Origin of the sequence: Escherichia sp. Marseille-Q3837 (assembly GCF_916618735.1) — a bacterium.
GTDB classification, from domain to species: Bacteria; Pseudomonadota; Gammaproteobacteria; order Enterobacterales; family Enterobacteriaceae; genus Escherichia; species Escherichia ruysiae.
Map to the genome: position 1 here is coordinate 1,120,954 of NZ_CAKAKC010000001.1, position 23,900 is coordinate 1,144,853.

Below are 23,900 nucleotides of genomic sequence, written 5' to 3' on the forward strand. Positions count from 1 at the left end.
ACGAAATGATCGTATTGAAACTATACTTTAAACATCGCGTGGTGTCTGGCGTTAGGGCTGGAAGAGCGACGCGGCCTTAAACCGAGGTTTTCCCATGAAAAAAGATATTCACCCGAAATACGAAGAAATTACTGCTAGCTGCTCTTGCGGTAACGTAATGAAAATCCGCTCCACCGTTGGTCATGACCTGAACCTCGACGTGTGCAGCAAGTGCCACCCGTTCTTCACTGGCAAACAGCGTGATGTTGCTACCGGTGGCCGTGTTGACCGCTTCAACAAGCGTTTCAGCATCCCGGGCAGCAAATAAGACCGGATTTCCGAAAAAAGCGCCGCACGGCGCTTTTTTTGTGCCTGAAAACCTACATTATCAACATAACTCATTGAGTTTGTGTCTTTTTATCTTTCTTCTCATAGCGAAAATCCATTTTATCAATACCGTATTTTTTCATGCGCAAATACAGCTTTTTCCTGGGTATCTGAAAGTAATCGGCAACGTCGTTGATACGACCCTGATGGAAGTTGAGAGCATCAATAATTATTTGTCTTTCATAAGATTCTACGAGTTCATCCAGCGGGGCTGGATCCGTCTCCATCATCTGCAAACTGACCGAATCGTCCAGCATTAAAACGCCGACTGCCACCAGTTCTGCCGCATTCACCAATTCAATAATATTACCAGGCCAGGTACGCGCCATCAGTCGCTTATAAAAAGCTTTTCCCAGCAGTGGCTGCTGGCGATTTAATCGTTTACAGGTGAGGGTCAGATAATGGTGAAAAATAGGTTCAATATCCCCCGGACGCTGGCAGAGTGGTGGGCATTCAATGTGGGTGAGTGAAAAAAGAAAATACAATGCAGGAATAATTTTTTGTGCGGCAGCCAGTTCAGCCAGAGGGCTTTGATTAACAACAATCAGACGAAATGACCGATCCTGGGGTCTTTCCTGGTACTGGATCAAGGCGCGCTGATTTTCTGGCGTTAAATGCTCAAGTTCTTTTAATAACAGCGTGCCACCTTCTGCTTCTTTCACCCATTCTTCCAACGGCTGCTGGCTATTGGCGCTGAGTGTGCGTTCAATTAAAGGTCTTTCCTTGCGAGAACTAAATTGATGAAGATAGTGGGCGGCTAATGTTCTTCCTGTGCCAGGTTCGCCGTAAAAGCAGACGGGAAGATCGGTTTCTGCCAGCGTTTCAAGCTGTTGACGTGTCTGGCGAATCCAACCACTGTTACCGATTAAGTGCCGATTAAACTGAGCGTGTCGCCATTTTTTTTGTTCCAGATAAGCTTCACGTTCAGCCAGTGCTTTTTCGATAAGTGAGAGAAATTGTTCTGGATTGATCGGCTTTTGCAGGAAATCCCACGCTCCCTTTTTTACTGCTTCAACGGCCATGGGGACATCGCCATGCCCGGTGATCATCAGAATGGGAAGATGAGGGTCGATAAGCATTATTTTTTCCAGCAGCGTGATGCCTGAAATATCCGGCATACAAACGTCGCACACCACGATGCCTTCCCACGTATTTTGCAGTAATTGTAGAGCCTCAGAAGGGTTGCTACAGGTACATACGACATAACCCTCTTGCTGTAAGAGAGTGCTGTAGGCTAGCAGAACATCATTGTCGTCATCAATTAACAGAATTGTTGGGGTAGTGTCTGTCATGCTTAAAGTTTCCTGAAACGTAGAATAACCAGCGCATGGCGGTCGAGAGTTGACGCGATATATAACTCTCCCTGGCACTGGCGCATAATAGAATGGCTAATCGAAAGGCCAATACCCAAACCTACAGCTTTGTCCGTGGTAAAAGGCGTTAATAGTCGATCAGCCAGATGCACTGGCCAGCCTTTTCCATTATCAGCAATATATAGCGTTACAGTGGAGGCTTCTTCTTCAAAGCTGATGGTTATTGTGGGTGATTGCTCCAGACTGGCTTCCAGGGCATTCGTAAACAAATTAACTAAAACTTGTTGAATCAAGACATCATCACCATAAACGGCAGGGAAATTATCAGGGTAGTGAAGAGAGGCCTTCTGTGATCGATGTTTCAACGCCAGAAGTTCCCAGGACGAATAAATTACCTGCTGTAAATTGATTGCACCGCCAGCCAGTTCACTATCTCGACGGCGGGCGAAGTTGCGCAATCTTTTAACGATGTTATCCATGCGCTCGACTAACGATCGCATAGTAACAATATAATTTTTCACCAAACCAACGTCTTGTTGTTCCAGCGCGCGGTTGGCGCTGAAAAGATACATAGATAAGGCATTAAGTGGTTGATTAATTTCATGTGCCAGTGTTGTCATTGTCTGCCCAACCACGGCCAGTTTTGCAGTTTGGATCAATTCACTTTGCGTTGTACGAAGGTTTTTTTCTGTCGCGATACGCTCGCATATTTCCTGTCCCAGTTGACGTTGCTGTTGATTAATTTTCTCAATGGTCTGGCGGAGCAGGTTGGCAATTCTCCCAAGTTCATCATTACCGGAGACAGGGATATCAGCATCGAGTTCACCATTGCTTAACTTGACAACGGCATCATTCAGTAACCGAAATCGGCGGATCATTCTGGGACGAATGTAGAGGTAATTTACCAGAATAACGAACAGTAAGGCGGTAACCATAGCTGCCAAAATCAATAGCCCGCTGATTTGCATTATTTTTTCCAATCGTAGATTGAATGTTTGTAATTGTTGATGGCTATTACCTAATTGCGTTTCTAATTGAGCACGTATTTGCGTAAATACACGCTCTTTATCCCCGATAGTACTCATGAGAGTTTGTTGAGCTTGTTGCCAGGCAGCCAGGGTTCCGGGTAGATAATTTTGCTGAGTACCCAGTTCCCACAAGGAATAAACTGTCTGGTGTAATGTGATGGTACTGGAATAAGAAGATAACGACCGCACATTTTCGTCAATGCTGTGTTTCAAAAAATTCAAATACTGAATATGTTGTTTCAACGCGTCTATATCTCTGCTATGCGTGTTAAGCATCTCCTTTAGCGTACTGACGATTTGGGTTTCTATATGTGAAAGTTCGAAAACGAGCTGCAATTCTTTTTGAATAGTTTGCTGAGCATTTTGCAAACTCTCTTTTTCGGGCAGATCTTTTCGTTGGCTGAGTTGATTTAGCAACGACGATTGTTGCCAACTTAAATCCTGGGTAAGTGAGTTGAGTTCATTATTAAAGTCATCATGCAGCCAGTTAACTCTTGAGGATATAACGTCGAGTTTTCCTTTTTCCTGATTGTTGTTGTTCAATGCGTTATCGAGCTTGTTAAGCAGTCTGTCACTACTGGCGACCTGTTGGTTAAGCGCACGTTGATGTACTGAATCAAGATGAGGATTAATGGCCTTAATTTTCTGTAGCCGTTGTTCAATTTGCTTCCTCACCTGAAGACGACTAGCGGTATTGGTGGTTTGTTGCAGCTCATTAAATTCGTTTACCAATGCGGTGAGGTTTTCTTCAAAAAGAAATGAAGCCTGAATCCTCGGGAAATAATCATCAAGCGCGTAGCGAACCTGAGAATTTTGTTCATACCAGGAATAGAGGCTGACTACGCTAACGAATAGCGTAAGAATGGCGCTAAAAACAAAGGCGAGCCGTAAGCTCGTCCCTATAGTATGTAGTTGTTTCACTTTAACGACTCAAGTTGTGTGTTCACCAATTGCTGCTGATGCAGGAAAAACTGCTGCCATGCCATGAGCTGAGCTTCACGAAAGCCTGATTGCAGTTCGAATTGCTGCAGGTACATGGCATTAACGGACTGCTCCGGGGTAACAGGAACTGCTGTTAATAATGCACGCACATCTGGCAATTTACGCTTAAGCCGATGTTCTGCGGCATATAATGATTTCCAGCTGTTTTGAAGTTCGGTAAGGCGAACAGTAATCGCATTATCAAATAACAATTGCACAAGCTTTTGGCGCTGCATAATCAACGGATAATCAAGGGAAGGAGAGGCAAATAATCGCAATTGTTGATCCGCGAGTGGAGTACCGGAGGGTAGCGGATATACCGGATACTTTCCTGAATCAGAATCGCTCAATGCCTGTTGTCCTTCCTGGCTCAACAAAAAATTAATAAAACGCCCCGCCTCCTGTGGGTGTTTACTGCCGTTTGCGATGGCAATAAACATTGGCGCTGCGCGAGAGTTGGGGAAATAACTGAAACGTAAAGTTGAATTATTAAGCAGTACGTTAGCGTAATTGTCGATGACTGGACCAGCGTCACCCAGCCCTGTACTGATCTTATTTGCTACGCCAAAGCTGCGAGATGAAATGGTAGCGAGATTACCGCCTATTTTCAGTAGCGTACCCCAACCATTACTCCATCCTTGTTGTTGCAGGAGATCTTCAATCATCAGATGTGTGGTATCTGAACGTGAAGGGCTGCTCATTAATAGTGTTCCTTGATAACGTGACCTGCTCAATTCCTTCCATGAAGTAGGCACTGGCTCATTTTTATCTTCCAGATGCGCCACATTGATCAGGATGCCATAGCCCGATACCGCAACCGCAACGGTGGTTGAACGAATAGATTCGGGGACTAACTTTCTGCTTGTTTCGATTTGATTATTAAAAGGCTGGAGCAGATTTTTACTTTGCAACCGCTGTAGCAACATGGGGGATGAACTCAGTACCAGATCAATATTTTCACCCAATGGATTTTCTAGCAGGCGCTCAATGGATGCACTGGTTCGGTTAAGCGTTCGGATTTTGGTTGCCAGTGGTTGTTTTTGCCATTGACTAATAATGTGTTCCGTCGCTTCCGAAGAAAGCGTTGTTGCAATCACCAGCTCTTGCGCTGAGGTGACATTGACGCATAAAACCCAACAGATTAATGCTCGTTGTATAATACGAATCATGTCAAAAATCCTATTAACGAGAGAAAAACTCTTACGCTGTAATTCATAGCATTATCCGTTAGCTAATATACATAATGACTGTAAGACGCTGGTGTCAGTATCAGAAATTTCATTAATTCAGATGTAACGAGCGTCACTATATCCGGAAGCGGTTATCAAAAAAAGATCAATATTGCACCTCTGAACATGTGTATCTTGCGGAAATAGCGATTGTTACAGCTATTTCCGGTAATTAATTTCGATATTCGTGCTATCGGATTCAGGCCCTGACCGGATTCTATTGTTTCTTTGCACCAGCCTTCAGAAGCCGGAAGAATGGCTTTAACTTGAGCGCAAATGTGCTTATCACGAAGGATAACATGAAAATCCTTAATCCCTGCTGGTTGTTGAGCGGTGATGAAAATTTTCATGTTGCGTAGCATGATCCTCCAACAGGGTAAAATCGAGTCTCTTCAATGATCACGTATATGGATGCAAAATATGTGACTGACCTCAAAAACTGAAAAAATTAATAAAAGTCATTATTTTTTTATTGGGGCTGTTGTAACCCGTTAATGCTGAAATAATGGCTTTGTTCTATTTTGAGATATAAAAATGGGAAAGAAATGGAACATGATATTTGTATTTTTGAGTCAGTTTTGACTCATATGCCCTGTATTGTAACTTAAACTCACTTGCTTCACTATCTTTAAAACCAATGAAGCAAGGGCTTTTGCAATACTCTTCAGAGAGTAGTAACTGGCATTGCTGTTTTAAATAACTCTATGAACTGGAAGGTGATATATGCTTTCTCTACTGAAACCTAAAGTGGCAACACATAAGGTTCCTGAAAGTGAAATAAAGAATACTTATAATCGTTATCGTATGCAGGCGCTATTTAGCGTATTTATCGGTTATCTTTCGTATTATATTGTCAGGAATAACTTTGTTCTTTCCACACCTTATTTAAAGCAAGATCTTAATCTATCTGCGACTCAAATAGGTCTACTTAGCAGTTGTATGCTGATCGCCTACGGTATTAGTAAAGGGGTAATGAGTAGTCTGGCAGATAAAGCGAATCCTAAAGTCTATATGGCTGTGGGTTTGGTTCTTTGTGCTCTCGTTAACGTGGCGCTTGGATTTAGTTTTGCTTTCTGGATGTTTGCGGGACTTGTTGTTTTAAACGGTCTCTTTCAAGGAATGGGGGTTGGTCCTTCGTTTATTACAATAGCCAACTGGTTCCCTCGTAAAGAACGAGGCATCGTCGGTGCGGTCTGGAATATTTCACACAATGTCGGGGGCGGTATTGTTGCTCCGATTGTTGGTGGTGCATTTGCTGTGCTGGGGACTGAACACTGGAAAATAGCAACATATGTTGTTCCAGCGATTGTATCTGTTGTCATTGCTATAGTGGTACTGATGTCAGGTAAAGGTTCGCCCGTAAGTGAAGGTTTGCCGCCATTAAGCGAAATCGTCCCGGACGACGTCAGCATTAAAGCAAAAGATGATCGTGCGCCGGAAGATATGACGGCCTGGCAAATTTTTTGTACCTATGTGCTAAAAAACAAGAACGCATGGTTCGTCTCTTTCGTTGATGTTTTTGTCTATATGGTGCGTTTCGGAATTATCAGTTGGTTGCCTATTTACCTGTTAAGTGTGAAACATTTTACGAAGACTGAAATGAGCACGGCATTTTTAATCTTCGAATGGGCGGCGATTCCAACTACATTATTTGCTGGTTGGTTGAGTGATAAATTATTTCGTGGTCGCCGTATGCCACCCGCTATTATCAGTATGGTATTAATTTTCTTCTGCCTGCTGGGCTACTGGAAAAGTGACTCTCTGCTCTCTATTACCATTTTTGCTGCTTGCGTAGGCTGCCTTATCTATGTACCGCAGTTCCTGGCTTCTGTTCAGACAATGGAAATTGTCCCCAGTTTTGCCGTGGGTTCCGCAGTCGGTTTGCGTGGTTTTATGAGCTATATTCTTGGCGCAACGCTTGGAACAAGTCTGTTTGGTGTTATGGTCGATCAGGTTGGTTGGGATGGCGGTTTTTATCTTCTGCTTGCTGGTGTTATCTGCTGCATTATTTTCTGTACGTTAACGCACTTTGGCGCGATCGCCATGGAACGACAGCGTCAAAATGACGTTGCTGAGTTTTCGCAAGAGCTTCAGAGCAGCAAAAGTTAGATTTGGGGGGGCCAATTATGATGCGATTGGCCCATTACCATGAAAACAGCGGCCATTCTTTAGCAACGGTAGTGAGTTGTGGCGCATCGAAAACGGCCTGAGGTGAAACCACAGTTTCCTCAAGAGGAATATTTTTGCCGTAGCGTTCTTTGAGCTTTGCCTGAACCAGCGGGTTACTAAGATCGAACTCTTTTAGTTTTTGCTGCTCACCCACGCGTATTCCCAGCGCGTTCTGATAAACCTTCCACACCACTTCCGAACAGTACTGGCGATCGTCGCTCCACGAGAAGCTGAAATCGTATGGTTTGCCGAGATAACGTTTTGCCGTTTGCGCCAGTTTTTGTTGCTGTTCGGCGCTGAGTCCGCCTTCAACGCGGCGAACAACGTATTTGCCATTTTCACCGTGGGCGATCCACTGTTTGAGCGGGGTGTATTTCACCGGGCCGACCGCTTCAAAGACGTAGGGCTTTTTGTTACGCATCACCAACATACCGGTGTGGCTGTAATCGGAATGGGTTGCCAGTTGGATTGCTTTACTTTGCGATGAGCGAGAGATCTGAAAGATGATGTCGCCGGTTTGCGGTTGCCAGGCAAGGGCAGGCGCAGAAATCAGCAGGCTGAGGATCAGAAGCCTGTTTTTCATCGTTAAACGTCCATGTATAAAAAGCGGTGGGTTAGAGCAGAGCCGCTGACAACGTGCTCGTTGTTTATGCCGGATGCGGCGTGAACGCCTTATCCGGCCTACAAGTTCGTGCAAATTCAATAAATTGCAATATGACGTAGACGTAGGCCTGATAAGCGTAGCGCATCAGGCGATTCCACTCTCCGCGCCGCTCTTTTCCGCTTTAGTATTCCCACGTCTCCGGGTTAATCCCCATCTCACGCATGATCTCTTTTGCCGCTTCCGGGATTTCGTCGCTGCGCTCTTTACGCAGATCGGCATCATCCGGCAAAGGTTGCCCGGTAAAGGCATGCAGAAACGCTTCGCACAGCAGCTCGCTGTTGGTAGCGTGACGCAGGTTGTTCACCTGACGACGCGTGCGTTCATCGGTGAGGATTTTTAACACCTTAAGAGGAATGGAAACCGTAATCTTTTTGACTTGTTCACTCTTCTTGCCGTGCTCAGCGTATGGGCTGATATATTCGCCGCTCCATTCAGCCATGAGATACTTAATCCTCTTCGTCAATAAATTGAGACCAGACCACACAATTTATGTGGGTACTGACCGTAAACCCGCATAGTTTACCGTACAGGCGTTACCGTGACATCGTGTAATGCACCTGTCGGCGTGATAATGCATATAATTTTAACGGCTATTTGAGATTTGCTCAATCTATACGCAAAGAAGTTTAGATGTCCAGATGTATTGACGTCCATTAACACAATGTTTACTCTGGTGCCTGACATTTCACCGACCAAGCCCAGGGAACTTCATCACATGACGCGTAAACAGGCCACCATCGCAGTGCGTAGCGGGTTAAATGACGACGAACAGTATGGTTGCGTTGTCCCGCCTATTCATCTTTCCAGCACCTATAACTTTACCGGATTTAATGAACCACGCGCGCATGATTACTCGCGTCGCGGCAACCCAACGCGCGATGTGGTTCAGCGTGCGCTGGCAGAACTGGAAGGCGGTGCAGGTGCGGTGCTAACCAATACCGGCATGTCAGCTATTCACCTGGTCACGACTGTCTTTTTGAAACCCGGCGATCTGCTGGTTGCGCCGCACGACTGCTACGGCGGCAGCTATCGCCTGTTCGACAGCCTGGCGAAACGCGGTTGCTATCGCGTGTTGTTTGTTGATCAGGGCGATGAGCAGGCATTACGGGCGGCACTGGCAGAAAAACCTAAACTGGTGCTGGTAGAAAGCCCAAGTAATCCATTGTTACGCGTCGTGGATATTGCGAAAATCTGCCATCTGGCAAGGGAAGTCGGGGCGGTGAGCGTGGTGGATAACACCTTCTTAAGCCCGGCATTACAAAATCCACTGGCATTAGGTGCCGATCTGGTGTTGCATTCATGTACGAAATATCTGAACGGTCACTCAGACGTGGTGGCGGGCGTGGTGATTGCTAAAGATCCAGATGTTGTCACCGAACTGGCCTGGTGGGCAAACAATATTGGCGTAACGGGCGGCGCGTTTGACAGCTATCTGCTGCTGCGCGGTCTGCGTACTCTGGTGCCGCGTATGGAGCTGGCTCAGCGTAACGCGCAGGCGATTGTGAAATATCTGCAAACCCAGCCGTTGGTGAAAAAACTTTATCACCCATCGCTGCCGGAAAATCAGGGGCATGAAATTGCCGTGCGCCAGCAAAAAGGCTTTGGCGCAATGTTGAGTTTTGAGCTGGATGGCGATGAGCAAACGCTGCGTCGTTTCCTGGGCGGGCTGTCGTTGTTTACGCTGGCGGAATCGTTAGGGGGAGTGGAAAGTTTAATCTCTCACGCCGCAACCATGACACATGCAGGCATGGCGCCAGAAGCGCGTGCTGCCGCCGGGATCTCCGAGACGCTGTTGCGTATCTCCACCGGTATAGAAGATGGCGAAGATTTAATTGCCGACCTGGAAAATGGCTTCCGGGCTGCAAACAAGGGGTAAAAATGAGTGTGATTGCGCAGGCAGGGGCGAAAGGTCGTCAACTGCATAAATTTGGTGGCAGTAGTCTGGCTGATGTGAAGTGTTATTTGCGTGTCGCGGGCATTATGGCGGAGTACTCTCAGCCCGACGATATGATGGTGGTTTCCGCCGCCGGTAGCACCACTAACCAGTTGATTAACTGGTTGAAACTAAGCCAGACCGATCGTCTCTCTGCGCATCAGGTTCAACAAACGCTACGTCGTTATCAATGCGATCTGATTAGCGGCCTGTTACCCGCTGAAGAAGCCGATAGCCTTATTAGCGCCTTTGTCAGCGATCTTGAACGCCTGGCGGCGCTGCTCGACAGCGGTATTAACGACGCGGTGTATGCGGAAGTGGTGGGTCACGGTGAAGTGTGGTCGGCGCGCCTGATGTCTGCGGTGCTTAACCAACAAGGACTGCCTGCGGCCTGGCTTGATGCCCGCGAGTTTTTACGTGCTGAACGCGCCGCACAACCGCAGGTTGATGAAGGCCTTTCGTACCCGTTGCTGCAACAACTGCTGGTGCAGCATCCGGGCAAACGTCTGGTAGTGACCGGGTTTATCAGCCGTAACAACGCCGGTGAAACGGTGCTGCTGGGGCGTAACGGTTCTGACTATTCCGCTACCCAAATCGGTGCGCTGGCGGGTGTTTCTCGCGTAACCATCTGGAGCGATGTCGCCGGGGTATACAGCGCCGACCCGCGTAAAGTGAAAGATGCCTGTCTGCTGCCGTTGCTGCGTCTTGATGAGGCCAGCGAGCTGGCTCGTCTGGCGGCACCTGTCCTCCACGCCCGTACTTTACAGCCAGTTTCTGGCAGCGAAATTGACCTGCAACTGCGCTGTAGCTACACGCCGGATCAAGGCTCTACACGCATTGAACGCGTGCTGGCTTCCGGTACAGGAGCGCGTATTGTCACCAGCCATGATGATGTTTGTTTGATTGAGTTTCAGGTGCCCGCCAGCCAGGACTTCAAACTGGCGCATAAAGAAATCGACCAGATCCTGAAACGCGCGCAGGTGCGCCCACTGGCGGTTGGCGTACATAACGATCGCCAGTTGCTGCAATTTTGCTACACCTCCGAAGTGGCTGACAGCGCCCTGAAAATTCTCGACGAAGCGGGATTACCTGGCGAACTGCGTCTGCGTCAGGGGCTGGCGCTGGTGGCGATGGTCGGGGCGGGCGTCACCCGTAACCCGCTGCATTGCCACCGTTTCTGGCAGCAATTGAAAGGCCAGCCGGTCGAATTTACCTGGCAGTCGGATGACGGCATCAGCCTGGTGGCAGTGCTGCGTACCGGCCCAACCGAAAGCCTGATTCAGGGGCTGCATCAGTCCGTATTTCGCGCGGAAAAACGCATTGGCCTGGTTCTGTTCGGCAAGGGCAATATCGGTTCCCGCTGGCTGGAACTGTTTGCCCGTGAGCAGAGTACGCTTTCGGCGCGTACCGGATTTGAATTTGTGCTGGCAGGCGTGGTGGACAGCCGCCGCAGCCTGTTGAGCTATGACGGGCTGGACGCCAGCCGCGCGTTAGCGTTCTTCAATGATGAAGCCGTCGAGCAGGATGAAGAGTCGCTGTTCCTGTGGATGCGCGCCCATCCGTATGATGATTTAGTGGTGCTGGACGTTACCGCCAGCCAGCAGCTTGCCGATCAATATCTCGATTTCGCCAGCCACGGTTTCCATGTTATCAGCGCCAACAAACTGGCGGGAGCGAGCGACAGCAATAAATATCGCCAGATCCACGACGCGTTCGAAAAAACCGGGCGCCACTGGCTGTATAACGCCACCGTCGGTGCGGGGTTGCCGATCAACCATACCGTGCGCGATCTGATCGACAGCGGCGACACTATTTTGTCGATCAGCGGGATCTTCTCCGGCACGCTCTCCTGGCTGTTCCTGCAATTCGACGGTAGCGTGCCGTTTACCGAGCTGGTGGATCAGGCATGGCAGCAAGGGTTAACTGAACCTGACCCGCGTGATGACCTTTCCGGCAAAGACGTGATGCGCAAGCTGGTGATTCTGGCGCGTGAAGCAGGTTACAACATCGAACCGGATCAGGTACGTGTGGAGTCGCTGGTGCCTGCTCATTGCGAAGGCGGCAGCATCGACCATTTCTTTGAAAATGGCGATGAGCTGAACGAGCAGATGGTACAACGGCTGGAAGCTGCCCGCGAAATGGGGCTGGTGCTACGCTACGTGGCGCGTTTCGATGCCAACGGCAAAGCGCGTGTGGGCGTGGAAGCGGTGCGGGAAGATCATCCGCTGGCATCACTGCTGCCATGCGATAACGTCTTCGCCATCGAAAGCCGCTGGTATCGCGATAACCCGCTGGTGATCCGTGGACCAGGCGCAGGGCGCGATGTCACCGCTGGGGCGATTCAGTCGGATATTAATCGTCTGGCGCAGTTGTTGTAAGTTCAGGAGCCCAATTAGGCATGATGCACATGCTTATTGGGCTTATGGCCTTTAACATAATTTACCTAATTATCATTGAGTTGTAAGCCGGATAAGGTGTTCACGCTGCATCCGGCAAGAAACAATAAATCCGTCTGCCAGGTTTCTTGTAATTCCCATCCTGAATCTTTTTCATCTTCCCTGATTTTTCCTCACCATCATTGGTCAATTTTCGGTTGACGCCCCTCGGCTTTTCCTTCATCTTTACATCTGGACGTCTAAATGGATAGATGTTCACAACACAACATATAACTACAAGCGATTGATGAGGTAAGGTATGAGCTTTTTTCACGCCAGCCAGCGGGATGCCCTGAATCAGAGCCTGGCAGAAGTCCAGGGGCAGATTAACGTTTCTTTCGAGTTTTTCCCGCCGCGTACCAGTGAAATGGAGCAGACCCTGTGGAACTCCATTGATCGCCTTAGCAGCCTGAAACCGAAGTTTGTGTCGGTGACCTATGGCGCGAACTCCGGCGAGCGCGACCGTACACACAGCATCATTAAAGGCATTAAAGATCGCACCGGTCTGGAAGCTGCGCCGCATCTCACCTGCATTGATGCGACTCCCGATGAGCTGCGCACCATCGCCCGCGACTACTGGAATAACGGCATTCGCCATATTGTGGCGCTGCGTGGCGACCTGCCGCCGGGAAGCGGTAAGCCGGAAATGTATGCCTCTGACCTGGTGACGCTGTTAAAAGAAGTGGCGGATTTTGATATCTCCGTGGCGGCGTATCCGGAAGTTCACCCGGAAGCGAAAAGTGCCCAGGCAGATTTGCTTAACCTGAGACGTAAAGTCGATGCCGGCGCCAACCGTGCGATTACTCAATTCTTCTTCGATGTCGAAAGCTACCTGCGTTTTCGCGATCGCTGCGTATCGGCGGGTATCGATGTGGAAATTATTCCGGGCATTTTGCCGGTCTCTAACTTTAAACAGGCGAAGAAATTTGCCGACATGACCAACGTGCGTATTCCGGCGTGGATGGCGCAAATGTTTGACGGTCTGGATGACGATGCCGAAACCCGCAAGCTGGTGGGGGCGAATATCGCCATGGACATGGTGAAGATTTTAAGCCGGGAAGGGGTTAAAGATTTCCACTTCTATACGCTTAACCGCGCTGAAATGAGTTACGCGATTTGTCATACGCTGGGTGTTCGACCTGGTTTATAAATATTGTGGCTTTTGTGAAAATCACACAGTGATCACAAATTTTAAACAGAGCACAAAATGCTGCCTCTAAATGAGGGTGGGAAAATAAGGTAGTCAGCCTTGTTTTCTCCCTTCTTCCTTGAAGGATGTGAAGCTAAAACACTTTTTTATAAAGTATTTGTCCTAAATCGGACATAATCAAAAAGGCTTAATTACGATCAATTTGATCTACATCTCTTTAACCAACAATATGTAAGATCTCAACTATCGCATCCGTGGATTAATTCAATTATAACTTCTCTCTAACGCTGTGTATCGTAACGGTAACACTGTAGAGGGGAGCACATTGATGAGCACGTCAGACGATATCCATAACACGACAGCCACCGGCAAATGCCCGTTCCATCAGGGCGGTCATGACCAGAGCGCAGGTGGGGGCACAACCACTCGCGACTGGTGGCCAAATCAACTCCGTGTTGACCTGTTAAACCAACATTCTAATCGTTCTAACCCGCTGGGTGAGGACTTTGACTACCGCAAAGAATTCAGCAAATTAGATTACTACGGCCTGAAAAAAGATCTGAAAGCCCTGCTGACAGAATCTCAGCCGTGGTGGCCAGCCGACTGGGGCAGCTATGCGGGCTTATTTATTCGTATGGCCTGGCACGGCGCGGGGACTTACCGTTCCATCGACGGACGCGGCGGCGCAGGTCGTGGTCAGCAACGTTTTGCACCGCTGAACTCCTGGCCGGATAACGTAAGCCTCGATAAAGCGCGTCGCCTGTTGTGGCCAATCAAACAGAAATATGGTCAGAAAATCTCCTGGGCAGACCTGTTTATCCTCGCGGGTAACGTGGCGCTGGAAAACTCCGGCTTCCGTACCTTCGGGTTTGGTGCCGGTCGTGAAGACGTCTGGGAACCGGATCTCGACGTTAACTGGGGTGATGAAAAAGCCTGGCTGACCCACCGTCATCCAGAAGCACTGGCGAAAGCACCACTGGGTGCAACCGAGATGGGGCTGATTTACGTTAACCCGGAAGGCCCGGATCACAGCGGCGAACCGCTTTCTGCGGCAGCAGCTATCCGTGCGACCTTCGGCAACATGGGCATGAACGACGAAGAAACCGTGGCGCTGATTGCGGGTGGTCATACGCTGGGTAAAACTCACGGTGCCGGTCCGACATCTAACGTTGGCCCTGACCCGGAAGCTGCACCGATTGAAGAACAAGGTTTAGGCTGGGCGAGCACTTACGGCAGCGGCGTTGGCGCAGATGCCATCACCTCTGGTCTGGAAGTGGTCTGGACGCAGACACCGACTCAGTGGAGCAACTATTTCTTCGAAAACCTGTTCAAATATGAGTGGGTACAGACCCGCAGCCCGGCTGGCGCAATCCAGTTCGAAGCGGTAGACGCACCGGAAATTATCCCGGATCCGTTTGATCCGTCGAAGAAACGTAAGCCGACGATGCTGGTGACCGACCTGACGCTGCGTTTTGATCCAGAGTTCGAGAAGATCTCTCGTCGCTTCCTCAACGATCCGCAGGCGTTCAACGAAGCCTTTGCCCGTGCCTGGTTCAAACTGACGCACAGGGATATGGGGCCGAAATCTCGCTACATCGGGCCGGAAGTACCGAAAGAAGATCTGATCTGGCAAGATCCGCTGCCGCAGCCGATCTACAACCCGACCGAACAAGACATTATCAGTCTGAAATTTGCGATTGCGGATTCTGGTCTGTCTGTCAGTGAGCTGGTATCGGTGGCCTGGGCGTCTGCTTCTACTTTCCGTGGTGGCGACAAACGCGGTGGCGCCAACGGTGCGCGTCTGGCATTAGCACCGCAGCGCGACTGGGATGTGAACGCCGCAGCCGTTCGTGCTCTGCCAGTTCTGGAGAAAATCCAGAAAGAGTCTGGCAAAGCCTCGCTGGCGGATATCATCGTGCTGGCAGGTGTGGTTGGCGTAGAGAAAGCCGCAAGCGCCGCAGGGTTGAGCATTCATGTACCATTTGCGCCGGGTCGCGTCGATGCGCGTCAGGATCAGACTGACATCGAGATGTTCGAGCTGCTGGAGCCGATTGCTGACGGCTTCCGTAACTATCGCGCCCGTCTGGATGTTTCCACTACCGAGTCGCTGCTGATTGATAAAGCACAGCAACTGACGCTGACCGCGCCGGAAATGACCGCGCTGGTGGGCGGGATGCGTGTACTGGGTGCCAACTTCGATGGCAGTAAAAACGGCGTCTTCACTGACCGCGTGGGCGTATTGAGCAATGACTTCTTCGTGAACTTGCTGGATATGCGTTACGAGTGGAAAGCGACCGACGAATCGAAAGAGCTTTTCGAAGGCCGTGACCGTGAAACCGGCGAAGTGAAATACACGGCTAGCCGTGCGGATCTGGTGTTTGGTTCTAACTCTGTCCTGCGCGCGGTGGCGGAAGTTTACGCCAGCAGCGATGCCCACGAGAAGTTTGTTAAAGACTTCGTGGCAGCATGGGTGAAAGTCATGAACCTCGACCGTTTCGACCTGCTGTAATCTGACCTCCTTCAGCGACTGCCTTTCAGGCAGTCGCTGAAGTTTCTTTACCGGCGTATAGTGTCGCTAACAAAACTACTACACGCTGGATCTCTCATGCCTACTACGGGAAAGAGCAACCCACTGGCAATCAGTGGCCTGGTTGTGCTCACACTTATCTGGAGTTATAGCTGGATTTTCATGAAGCAAGTCACCAGCTACATCGGTGCCTTCGACTTCACCGCCTTACGCTGCATTTTCGGCGCTCTCGTTTTATTCATCGTCCTTTTATTACGTGGTCGCGGAATGCGCCCGACGCCGTTTAAATACACCTTAGCCATCGCCCTGTTACAAACCTGCGGGATGGTAGGGCTGGCGCAGTGGGCGCTGGTCAGCGGCGGAGCGGGGAAGGTGGCGATCCTGAGCTATACCATGCCGTTCTGGGTGGTGATTTTCGCCGCGTTGTTTCTCGGTGAACGCCTGCGACGTGGGCAATATTTCGCGATACTGATTGCCGCTTTCGGCTTATTTTTGGTGTTGCAGCCGTGGCAACTCGATTTTTCTTCGATGAAAAGTGCCATGCTGGCAATCCTCTCCGGTGTTAGTTGGGGGGCGAGCGCGATTGTTGCTAAACGCCTTTATGCCCGCCATCCGCGCGTGGATTTATTGTCGTTAACATCCTGGCAGATGCTTTATGCGGCGCTGGTGATGAGTGCGGTCGCGTTACTGGTGCCACAACGTGAAATTGACTGGCAACCCACCGTGTTCTGGGCGCTGGCCTACAGTGCGATTCTGGCGACGGCGCTGGCCTGGAGCTTATGGTTGTTCGTGCTGAAAAACTTACCCGCCAGTATTGCCAGCTTAAGTACTCTGGCAGTTCCCGTTTGCGGGGTACTGTTTTCGTGGTGGCTGCTCGGTGAGAATCCCGGCGCGGTTGAAGGTAGCGGTATTGTGCTGATTGTGCTGGCACTGGCGCTGGTGAGCCGTAAGAAAAAAGAAGCCGTCAGCGTAAAAAGGATCTGAAGCGTATCTTCATGGGTGCTATCGCTTATTTCGTAAAATAGCGGTAGTGCCCGACAATCCGCCAGCTAAACAGCACATCTTCCTCCTGTGCGCCTGCGCCAATGTTATGTATCACCAGCGGCGTACCGTCGCGGGCGAAGCCATCTGACACCACCCCAATATGCGCCAGCCCGTTATCTAATCGCCAGGAGACAATATCGCCCGCTTGATAGTCACTGGCGTTTTTGCTGGTGGGGCGTGTTTTATCGTGGCGGCTAAACCAGGTTTCCAGATTCGGCACCCGACGATGATCGATGTTGCTGTCCGGACGTTTTAACTGCCACTTTTGTGGATAATCGGCAAAATTCTTCGCCATATCTTCATGCACCAGCTTCTGCAAATCGACCTTCTGGCTGCGCAAGGCGCGGATCACTACATCAGAACATACGCCGCGCTCCTGCGGGACATCGCCGCCAGGATAGGTAAGCTGCACATATGCCGGATCGTAAAACAGCGTGCTGCCAATTTGCTGTCTGGCACCGTCTGCGATGGCAAGGTTGGTGTTGGTCTGGATTTGTACCACGGTTGGTGGAACGGCGGGAGATTTTAAGGAGTGGCTGGTAAATCCCGTCAGAAGACTGACCAACGCGAGTGAAGCTTTCATCTGTTTCGTCCGTGAAAATAATCGTCGCAGATTCGACCTTCCGGGCGTTTGAATGTTCTGTGGGGAAAATGTCCAGAAGCGGATAAAAAAACTCCGAACAATGCGGAATTTCAGATGGGTGACAAAGTAAAAAAGTGTCCGGACGGTTCCCTCACATCTTTGGGGAGAGGGCGAGGGGGAAAACCGTGCCCTCAGTGACGAATGAGCCAGTTTGGCAGCAATTTCCAACACCCGGACAACGCTGGTGTTTCAGACGGGCGACAATGTATAAAACGTGCCCGGACGGTCCCCTCGCCCCTTTGGGGAGAGGGTTAGGGTGAGGGGAACAAGCCAGCTCCGGCGCGACCCCGGCAAGGGGGAATACCGTGCCCACTTTGCCTGCAATCTCAAACTCCCGGACAAGCCGGGAGTTTGGCATAGGTTATTCCCACTCTTGCAGGAAACGCTGTCCGTACTGGTCGGCTACCAGCAGTGCGGCGTAAACCTGATCTGGCGTTGCGCCGCCTGGCATGTTGTGAATAGTTTCACCTTCAGCACAAGATGCTTCTGCGACAATCCGCATTTTCGCCGGAATATCTTCTTTAATATCCAGTTGCGCCAGGGTAATTGGCAGACCAACGGCATGACACAGCGCCGCTACGGTTTCGATTTCCTCAACCGGTGCGTTTTCCAGCACCAGTTGTGTCAGCGTACCGAACGCCACTTTTTCACCGTGATAATAGTGATGCGCGTCCGGGATAGCGGTCAGGCCGTTATGCACCGCGTGTGCCGCAGCCAGACCACCGCTTTCAAAGCCTACACCGCTCAAATAGGTATTCGCTTCAATCACGCGCTCCAGCGCCGGAGTTACCACATGCTGTTCGGCAGCAAGCATCGCTTTTTCGCCTTCTTCCAGCAGGGTGTTGTAGCACAGTTCAGCCAGCGCCAGCGCGGCCTGGGTGCACTTGCCGCCCGCCATCGTGGTCGCGCCACTGCGAGAGCAGGCACGTGCTTCAAACCAGGTTGCCAGCGCATCGCCGATACCCGCCGCTAACAGACGTGCAGGTGCGCCAGCAACGATTTTTGTATCCACAATGACGCGTTCCGGGTTGTTCGGCAGCAGCAGATAGCGGTCAAACTCACCATCATCGGTGTAGATAACAGACAGTGCGCTACACGGTGCGTCGGTAGAGGCTATGGTCGGTGCGATTGCTACCGGAACGCCCATAAAGTGCGCCAGTGCTTTGGCGGTATCGAGAGTTTTGCCACCACCGATACCGAGAATTGCGCCACACTGAGCTGTTTCCGCAATGCCGCGCAGACGGTCGATCTCATTTTGCGAACATTCACCGCCAAACGGCGCAATTTCTACTACCAGTCCAGCATCTTTAAAGCTTTTCTCGACAGTGGATTGAGCAAAGCCTAAAACAAATTTGTCACCCACCACTAACCAGCGTTCCGCCAGTGGCTTCAGGTATTCGCCCAGACGATTAATGACATCTGCGCCCTGGATGTATTTACCCGGTGATTGAATAATGCGGTCCATAATTGCTCCTTTAGAGATGAGTAGTGCCAAATGCGGCGTTCCAGTCGTGTTCGAACTTCTCTATTGCTGACTCTACCGCAGGCGTGTTGAGCATTTGTTGCGCTACATCTAAGGGCAGGGTGATGGATTCACATCCTGCCAGCAAACAATCCAGCGCCTGACGCGGTGTTTTAAAGCTGGCAGCCAGCACCATGCTTTCTGGCGCGTGCATTTCCAGCAATGCTTGCAACTCCTGAACCGTGCGAATACCGTCACCGCCCTGGGCGTCGACGCGGTTAACATACGGAGCAACATATTTGGCGCCTGCCAGCGCGGCTAATAACCCTTGTGCGGCGCTATATACAGCGGTGCCAAGCGTAGTAATACCTTCTTTTTTCAGTATCTTAATTGCTGCCAGACCTTCGGCGGTTACCGGGATTTTCACCACGATGCCCGGAATGGCGTCGCGCAGACGCTTCGCTTCTTCCACCATACCCTGCGCGTCACGGCTCATGGTCTGAGCAAACAGAATGCCCTCATCACCAATCGCTTTTTGCAGACGCGGCAGCACTTCCCAGATGGACTCCTTGCTGGCAGCGATGATGCTCGGGTTAGTTGTCACCCCGGCAATCGGGAATATGCGTGCCAGACGTTCGACTTCTGCGACGTTAGCGGTGTCCAGATACAGTTCCATGATGTTTCCTTTTACAGTTCCAGTTCATGTTGCAGCAGGCTGGCGATAGCGTCGGCAGAGGCGGCGTTAACCAGCGCGTTACGGAATTCTTCGTGCATGATGCGACGAGCGAGGCGCGAGAAAATGCGCATATGCTGATCGCCCGCAGCGTGTTTGTTCAGCGTTAACATAATGATGAATTGCGCTTCATCATCGCCCCAGCGCACCGGCGCTTGCAGACGCGCTACGCTGATGGTGGATTGCTCAATGTGTTCTGATTTGCTGTGTGGAATGGCAAAACTAAAGCCCAGACCGGTAGAGAAAACGGCCTCGCGCGCCCACAAGTCGGCTTCCAGTTTACGCGGATAGCGGCAGCGGCCCGCCAGCAGCAGGTTATCGGTCATGCCTTTGAGCACTTCTTCTTTGCTGCGCCAGTCGCTTTCCAGCGTGATGCACTCAGCGGTGACCAGCGGTGCGTCCTGTTGTGTCATGCGGAATTGTGCCAGCAGGTGTTCCACTTCCAGCGAAGTACGGCAGGCCATTGCCTGGTTGAGCAACTGGCGGCACTCACGGCTATCAAGTTGCGCCATTCGCGCTTTCGCCGCCGGAATTGACGGTGCGCTCATGCTGAGTTCATCCAGCCCTAAACCGACCAGCAACGGCAGCACGGAACCTTTCGCTCCCAGTTCACCGCACAGACCAATCCATTTGCCCTGGCGATGCACCGCCTGTACGGCGTAGTCGAGCGCCCGCAAGAATGCCGGATTCAGGCTGTTGTAGTGACGGGTAACTTTGGCGTTATCGCGATCTACTGCCAGCAGATATTGCGTCAGGTCATTACTACCGATACTAAAGAAATCAATCTCTTCGCAGCACTGATCGATGATGAACATCACCGACGGCACTTCCAGCATAATGCCGAGCTGGATCTTCTCATCAAAAGGAATATGTTCGTTACGCAGTTGCTGTTTAGCTTCCGCCAGTTTTTCTTTCACCCATAAGATCTCTTCCATTGAGGAGATCATCGGGATCATGATTTTCAGGCTACCGTGAGCAGAGGCGCGCAGGATCGACCGTAGCTGCGTGGTAAACAGCGAGGCGTACTCTTCATAAATACGCACGGCGCGATAACCGAGGAACGGGTTAGCTTCTGCGGGAATGTTCAGATAATCAACGGGTTTGTCACCGCCAATGTCCATGGTACGCACAATAATGCTGCGCCCGTTGGCGGACTCCAGCGCCTGACAAAAAATGTTGTACAGCTCGCTTTCGCCTGGTGCGCTGGTGCGATCCATATAGAGCATTTCAGTGCGGAACAAACCAACGCCTTCCGCGCCATTGCCAAATGCGGCCTGCGCTTCCACGGAGTGGGCGATGTTAGCGGCAATTTCAATGCGGATACCGTCAGCGGTGCGGGCTTGCTGAGTCAGCCAGACACGTTGCTGCTCACGCAGGGCGTCCTGTACGCGGGCTTCTTGTTGATAATAACGCGCTACCGCGTCTGTCGGTTCGACCACAATCGCCCCAGCGTTGCCGTCGATATAAATCGTTTGCTGCTGCCACGGAGTAAGCGTGTCGATATCCACGCCAACCAGTGTCGGAATGTTGAACGAACGGGCAAGAATAACTGTATGTGACGTGGTGCCGCCGCTTTTGAGTAACAAACCTTTGAGGTGATTTTTATCCAGTTCGAGGAACTGACTGGGGGTCAGTTCATCAGCCATACAAATGGCGGGCTGCGTCAGTTTGCCCGGTGCTGGAAAGCGTTGTTCACCGTAAATTTGCTGGAGTAACTGGAAGCAGACATCGCGCACATCCAGCGCACGTTCTTGCAGATAGCTGCTGCTGGAGCGGGCGAACTCTTCGCAAAAGTGATTCGCACTGGCAACAATCGCTTCGGCGCAGCTTAATCCGGCGCTGACGCCTGCCAGTAAATGTTCGCGCAGGGAAGTATCGCCAGCCAGGGATCGGTGCGCTTCCAGAATCGCGCTGGTGGCGCCGTCGCTATCCAGCAGACGAAACTCAATGTTTTTCAGTACCAGTGTCAGGCCGTTTTCCAGTGCGGATTGCTCGGCGTCAACGTCTTTGGCTGCGGGAAGATTACCCAGCGCGTTAAGATCTAAAGAAGAGATCGGCGTCAGAATGCCACCTGCGCTACCGCTGCATACGGTGCGGGCGCGGATAATTCTCGGATTCAGGTTGGTCAGTGAAACCGGCAACGGCTCCAGTTCGTCAGATTTAACTTCCGCCAGCGGCGCGTCGCAGTGGGGAAATTCATCGCGCAGCCATTGGCTTAAACGCTGGTGCGCTTCCTGTTCGTCGGCTCCGGAAATCAGTAACTGGCAGTTATCGCCCACCAGCGTGTCGGTGCCAATCAGCGCCAGTGCGCTTTTGGCGTTGCCTTTGCGATCGGTGCGCAGGTTATGCCACTCAATTTGTGATGAAAAAGTATTACACAGCGTTTCAACGTGGCTTGCCGGACGTGCATGTACGCCGTTAGGTAGCTCACAAATAAATTCTACAATCAGGGCCATTGCCTTTCTCCCGGTACGGTTTTCTGTTTACAGGATAAGAGCGCACGGCAACGGCCTGCCATGTGACAAATCTGCCAAAAGCTGGACAAATGTAATGTAACCGCCAATTTGCGACGCGTCTCACAAGACGCGTCACTCCGGCATGATTCCGAGTTAACGCAAGTTATGAGGCGGATCGCATTTTTGTACAGACATTACAAAAATCCAGTAAATGGCCTTTTTATCCACTGTTTGCCCTGCTTGCGATTGCCTATTGTTTCTGCCATCAAAAATATGGACATGGGCTTTACTAAGCCCGGGAGCGACTTATGAATGAGTTGGTGCAGATCCTGAAAAACACCCGTCAGCACTTAATGACGGGCGTTTCACACATGATTCCCTTCGTGGTATCGGGCGGTATTTTGCTGGCGGTTTCCGTCATGTTGTATGGCAAAGGCGCAGTGCCGGATGCCGTCGCCGATCCGAATCTGAAAAAACTGTTTGATATCGGCGTCGCGGGTTTGACGCTGATGGTGCCTTTCCTCGCGGCGTACATCGGTTATTCCATTGCAGAACGCTCTGCGCTGGCGCCGTGCGCTATTGGTGCCTGGGTTGGTAACAGTTTCGGCGCGGGCTTCTTTGGCGCGCTGATCGCCGGGATTATCGGCGGCATCGTGGTGCATTACCTGAAGAAAATTCCGGTGCATAAAGTTCTGCGTTCTGTCATGCCCATCTTCATTATCCCAATCGTCGGCACACTGATTACCGCTGGCGTCATGATGTGGGGGCTGGGTGAGCCGGTGGGTGCGTTGACTAACAGCCTGACCCAGTGGCTTCAGGGAATGCAGCAGGGCAGCATTGTTATGCTGGCGGTGATCATGGGATTGATGCTGGCGTTCGATATGGGCGGCCCGGTTAACAAAGTGGCTTATGCATTCATGCTGATTTGCGTTGCTCAGGGGGTTTATACCGTGGTGGCCATTGCCGCTGTGGGTATTTGTATCCCGCCGCTGGGTATGGGGCTGGCGACGTTGATTGGTCGTAAAAATTTCTCCGCTGAAGAGCGCGAAACGGGTAAAGCGGCGCTGGTGATGGGGTGTGTTGGCGTCACTGAAGGGGCGATTCCTTTCGCCGCCGCCGATCCGTTACGTGTGATCCCTTCCATCATGGTCGGTTCTGTTTGTGGCACGGTGACCGCAGCAATGGTCGGTGCGCAGTGCTATGCAGGCTGGGGGGGGCTGATTGTGCTGCCGGTGGTTGAAGGTAAGTTGGGTTATATCGCAGCAGTGGCTGTCGGGGCGGTTGTGACGGCAGTCTGCGTGAACGTGCTGAAAAGTCTGGCGCGTAAAAATGGGTCTTCGGCTGATGAGAAGGAAGATGACCTGGATCTGGATTTTGAAATTAATTAATTGAGGAACGAGCCATGACGAAAATTATTGCAGTAACCGCATGTCCTTCAGGTGTTGCCCATACCTATATGGCGGCAGAGGCGCTGGAAAGCGCCGCGAAAGCGAAAGGCTGGGAAGTGAAAGTAGAAACCCAGGGCTCAATTGGCCTGGAAAATGAACTGACTGCGGAAGATGTGGCGAGTGCCGATATGGTGATTCTGACCAAAGATATCGGCATCAAGTTTGAAGAGCGTTTTGCTGGCAAGACCATCGTGCGCGTCAACATCAGCGATGCAGTAAAACGCGCTGATGCCATCATGAGCAAAATCGAAGCCCATCTGGCGCAAACCGCTTAAGTTCTTATCCCGCCCGCAAGGGCGGGTTCGCTTTCCTACAGGAG

At 51.0% G+C, this 23,900-nt stretch carries 18 protein-coding genes; 9 read left to right on the top strand and 9 right to left on the bottom strand.

The features are described 5' to 3' along the window. The first annotated feature begins 94 nt into the window (after positions 1–94). Entirely contained in the window at positions 95–307 is a 213-nt protein-coding gene (rpmE, locus tag LG381_RS05305) for a 50S ribosomal protein L31 (RefSeq protein WP_000710770.1), read from the top strand. Positions 308–377: 70 nt separating this feature from the next. Here rpmE and LG381_RS05310 read toward each other — a convergent pair whose 3' ends face one another. The 3 genes from LG381_RS05310 to LG381_RS05320 are packed head-to-tail and all read right to left on the bottom strand — an operon-like array spanning position 378 to position 4,857. Further along, positions 378–1,658, bottom strand: coding sequence for a sigma-54 dependent transcriptional regulator (locus tag LG381_RS05310; RefSeq protein ID WP_000132856.1), 1,281 nt, complete (start codon positions 1,656–1,658; stop codon positions 378–380). Positions 1,659–1,660: 2 nt separating this feature from the next. Next, positions 1,661–3,628, bottom strand: a complete 1,968-nt coding sequence (locus tag LG381_RS05315; protein ID WP_105281120.1) for an ATP-binding protein — start codon at positions 3,626–3,628, stop codon at positions 1,661–1,663. Then, the gene (locus tag LG381_RS05320; protein WP_000619303.1) at positions 3,625–4,857 is read right to left on the bottom strand and encodes an ABC transporter substrate-binding protein; all 1,233 of its coding nucleotides are present in this window, start codon (positions 4,855–4,857) and stop codon (positions 3,625–3,627) included. Before LG381_RS05320 ends, LG381_RS05315 begins: the two co-directional genes overlap by 4 nt. A 783-nt stretch (positions 4,858–5,640) precedes the next feature. Between LG381_RS05320 and LG381_RS05325 the strand changes: the two genes are divergently transcribed. After that, complete coding sequence (locus LG381_RS05325; protein WP_024212600.1) at positions 5,641–7,026, top strand: MFS transporter; 1,386 nt, start codon at positions 5,641–5,643, stop codon at positions 7,024–7,026. 34 nt (positions 7,027–7,060) lie between these two features. On the opposite strand, the gene LG381_RS05330 is transcribed toward LG381_RS05325, so the two are convergent. Next, positions 7,061–7,669 (bottom strand): YiiX family permuted papain-like enzyme, encoded by a 609-nt coding sequence (locus tag LG381_RS05330; RefSeq protein ID WP_225762105.1) that lies wholly within the window; start codon positions 7,667–7,669, stop codon positions 7,061–7,063. Positions 7,670–7,871: 202 nt separating this feature from the next. Then, entirely contained in the window at positions 7,872–8,189 is a 318-nt protein-coding gene (metJ, locus tag LG381_RS05335; RefSeq protein WP_000852812.1) for a met regulon transcriptional regulator MetJ, read from the bottom strand. A gap of 276 nt (positions 8,190–8,465) precedes the next feature. Here metJ and metB point away from each other — a divergent pair, with 276 nt between their 5' ends. From metB to yijE, 5 genes are all read left to right on the top strand, one after another. Then, the gene (gene metB, locus LG381_RS05340) at positions 8,466–9,626 is read left to right on the top strand and encodes a cystathionine gamma-synthase (protein ID WP_010350181.1); all 1,161 of its coding nucleotides are present in this window, start codon (positions 8,466–8,468) and stop codon (positions 9,624–9,626) included. Between the two features lie 2 nt (positions 9,627–9,628). Continuing rightward, positions 9,629–12,061, top strand: a complete 2,433-nt coding sequence (gene metL / locus LG381_RS05345) for a bifunctional aspartate kinase/homoserine dehydrogenase II (RefSeq protein WP_000110772.1) — start codon at positions 9,629–9,631, stop codon at positions 12,059–12,061. 316 nt (positions 12,062–12,377) lie between these two features. Continuing rightward, positions 12,378–13,268 (top strand): methylenetetrahydrofolate reductase, encoded by an 891-nt coding sequence (gene metF / locus LG381_RS05350; RefSeq protein ID WP_000007526.1) that lies wholly within the window; start codon positions 12,378–12,380, stop codon positions 13,266–13,268. 328 nt (positions 13,269–13,596) lie between these two features. Continuing rightward, positions 13,597–15,777, top strand: a complete 2,181-nt coding sequence (gene katG, locus LG381_RS05355; protein WP_024212599.1) for a catalase/peroxidase HPI — start codon at positions 13,597–13,599, stop codon at positions 15,775–15,777. A gap of 96 nt (positions 15,778–15,873) precedes the next feature. Then, positions 15,874–16,779 carry a cystine transporter YijE gene (gene yijE / locus LG381_RS05360; RefSeq protein ID WP_225762106.1) on the top strand — a complete coding sequence of 302 codons (906 nt, stop codon included), beginning with the start codon at positions 15,874–15,876 and terminating at the stop codon, positions 16,777–16,779. 25 nt (positions 16,780–16,804) lie between these two features. Here yijE and LG381_RS05365 read toward each other — a convergent pair whose 3' ends face one another. The 4 genes from LG381_RS05365 to ptsP all read right to left on the bottom strand — a co-directional run bounded on the left by LG381_RS05365 (position 16,805) and on the right by ptsP (position 22,133). Beyond that, on the bottom strand, positions 16,805–17,422 hold the full coding sequence (locus LG381_RS05365) for a DUF1287 domain-containing protein (protein WP_137325846.1): 618 nt from the start codon (positions 17,420–17,422) through the stop codon (positions 16,805–16,807). 421 nt (positions 17,423–17,843) lie between these two features. Beyond that, entirely contained in the window at positions 17,844–18,947 is a 1,104-nt protein-coding gene (gene gldA, locus LG381_RS05370) for a bifunctional L-1,2-propanediol dehydrogenase/glycerol dehydrogenase (RefSeq protein ID WP_000373988.1), read from the bottom strand. 10 nt (positions 18,948–18,957) lie between these two features. Further along, entirely contained in the window at positions 18,958–19,620 is a 663-nt protein-coding gene (fsa, locus tag LG381_RS05375; protein WP_000424833.1) for a fructose-6-phosphate aldolase, read from the bottom strand. An 11-nt stretch (positions 19,621–19,631) separates the two neighbouring features. Further along, positions 19,632–22,133 (bottom strand): phosphoenolpyruvate--protein phosphotransferase, encoded by a 2,502-nt coding sequence (gene ptsP, locus LG381_RS05380; protein WP_105279441.1) that lies wholly within the window; start codon positions 22,131–22,133, stop codon positions 19,632–19,634. Between the two features lie 308 nt (positions 22,134–22,441). On the opposite strand from ptsP, the gene LG381_RS05385 reads away from it, so the two are divergent. Both LG381_RS05385 and LG381_RS05390 read left to right on the top strand, forming a co-directional pair. Next, on the top strand, positions 22,442–23,521 hold the full coding sequence (locus LG381_RS05385) for a PTS fructose transporter subunit EIIC (protein WP_001004465.1): 1,080 nt from the start codon (positions 22,442–22,444) through the stop codon (positions 23,519–23,521). A gap of 14 nt (positions 23,522–23,535) precedes the next feature. Continuing rightward, on the top strand, positions 23,536–23,856 hold the full coding sequence (locus tag LG381_RS05390; RefSeq protein WP_000161265.1) for a PTS fructose-like transporter subunit IIB: 321 nt from the start codon (positions 23,536–23,538) through the stop codon (positions 23,854–23,856). Positions 23,857–23,900 lie beyond the last annotated feature (44 nt).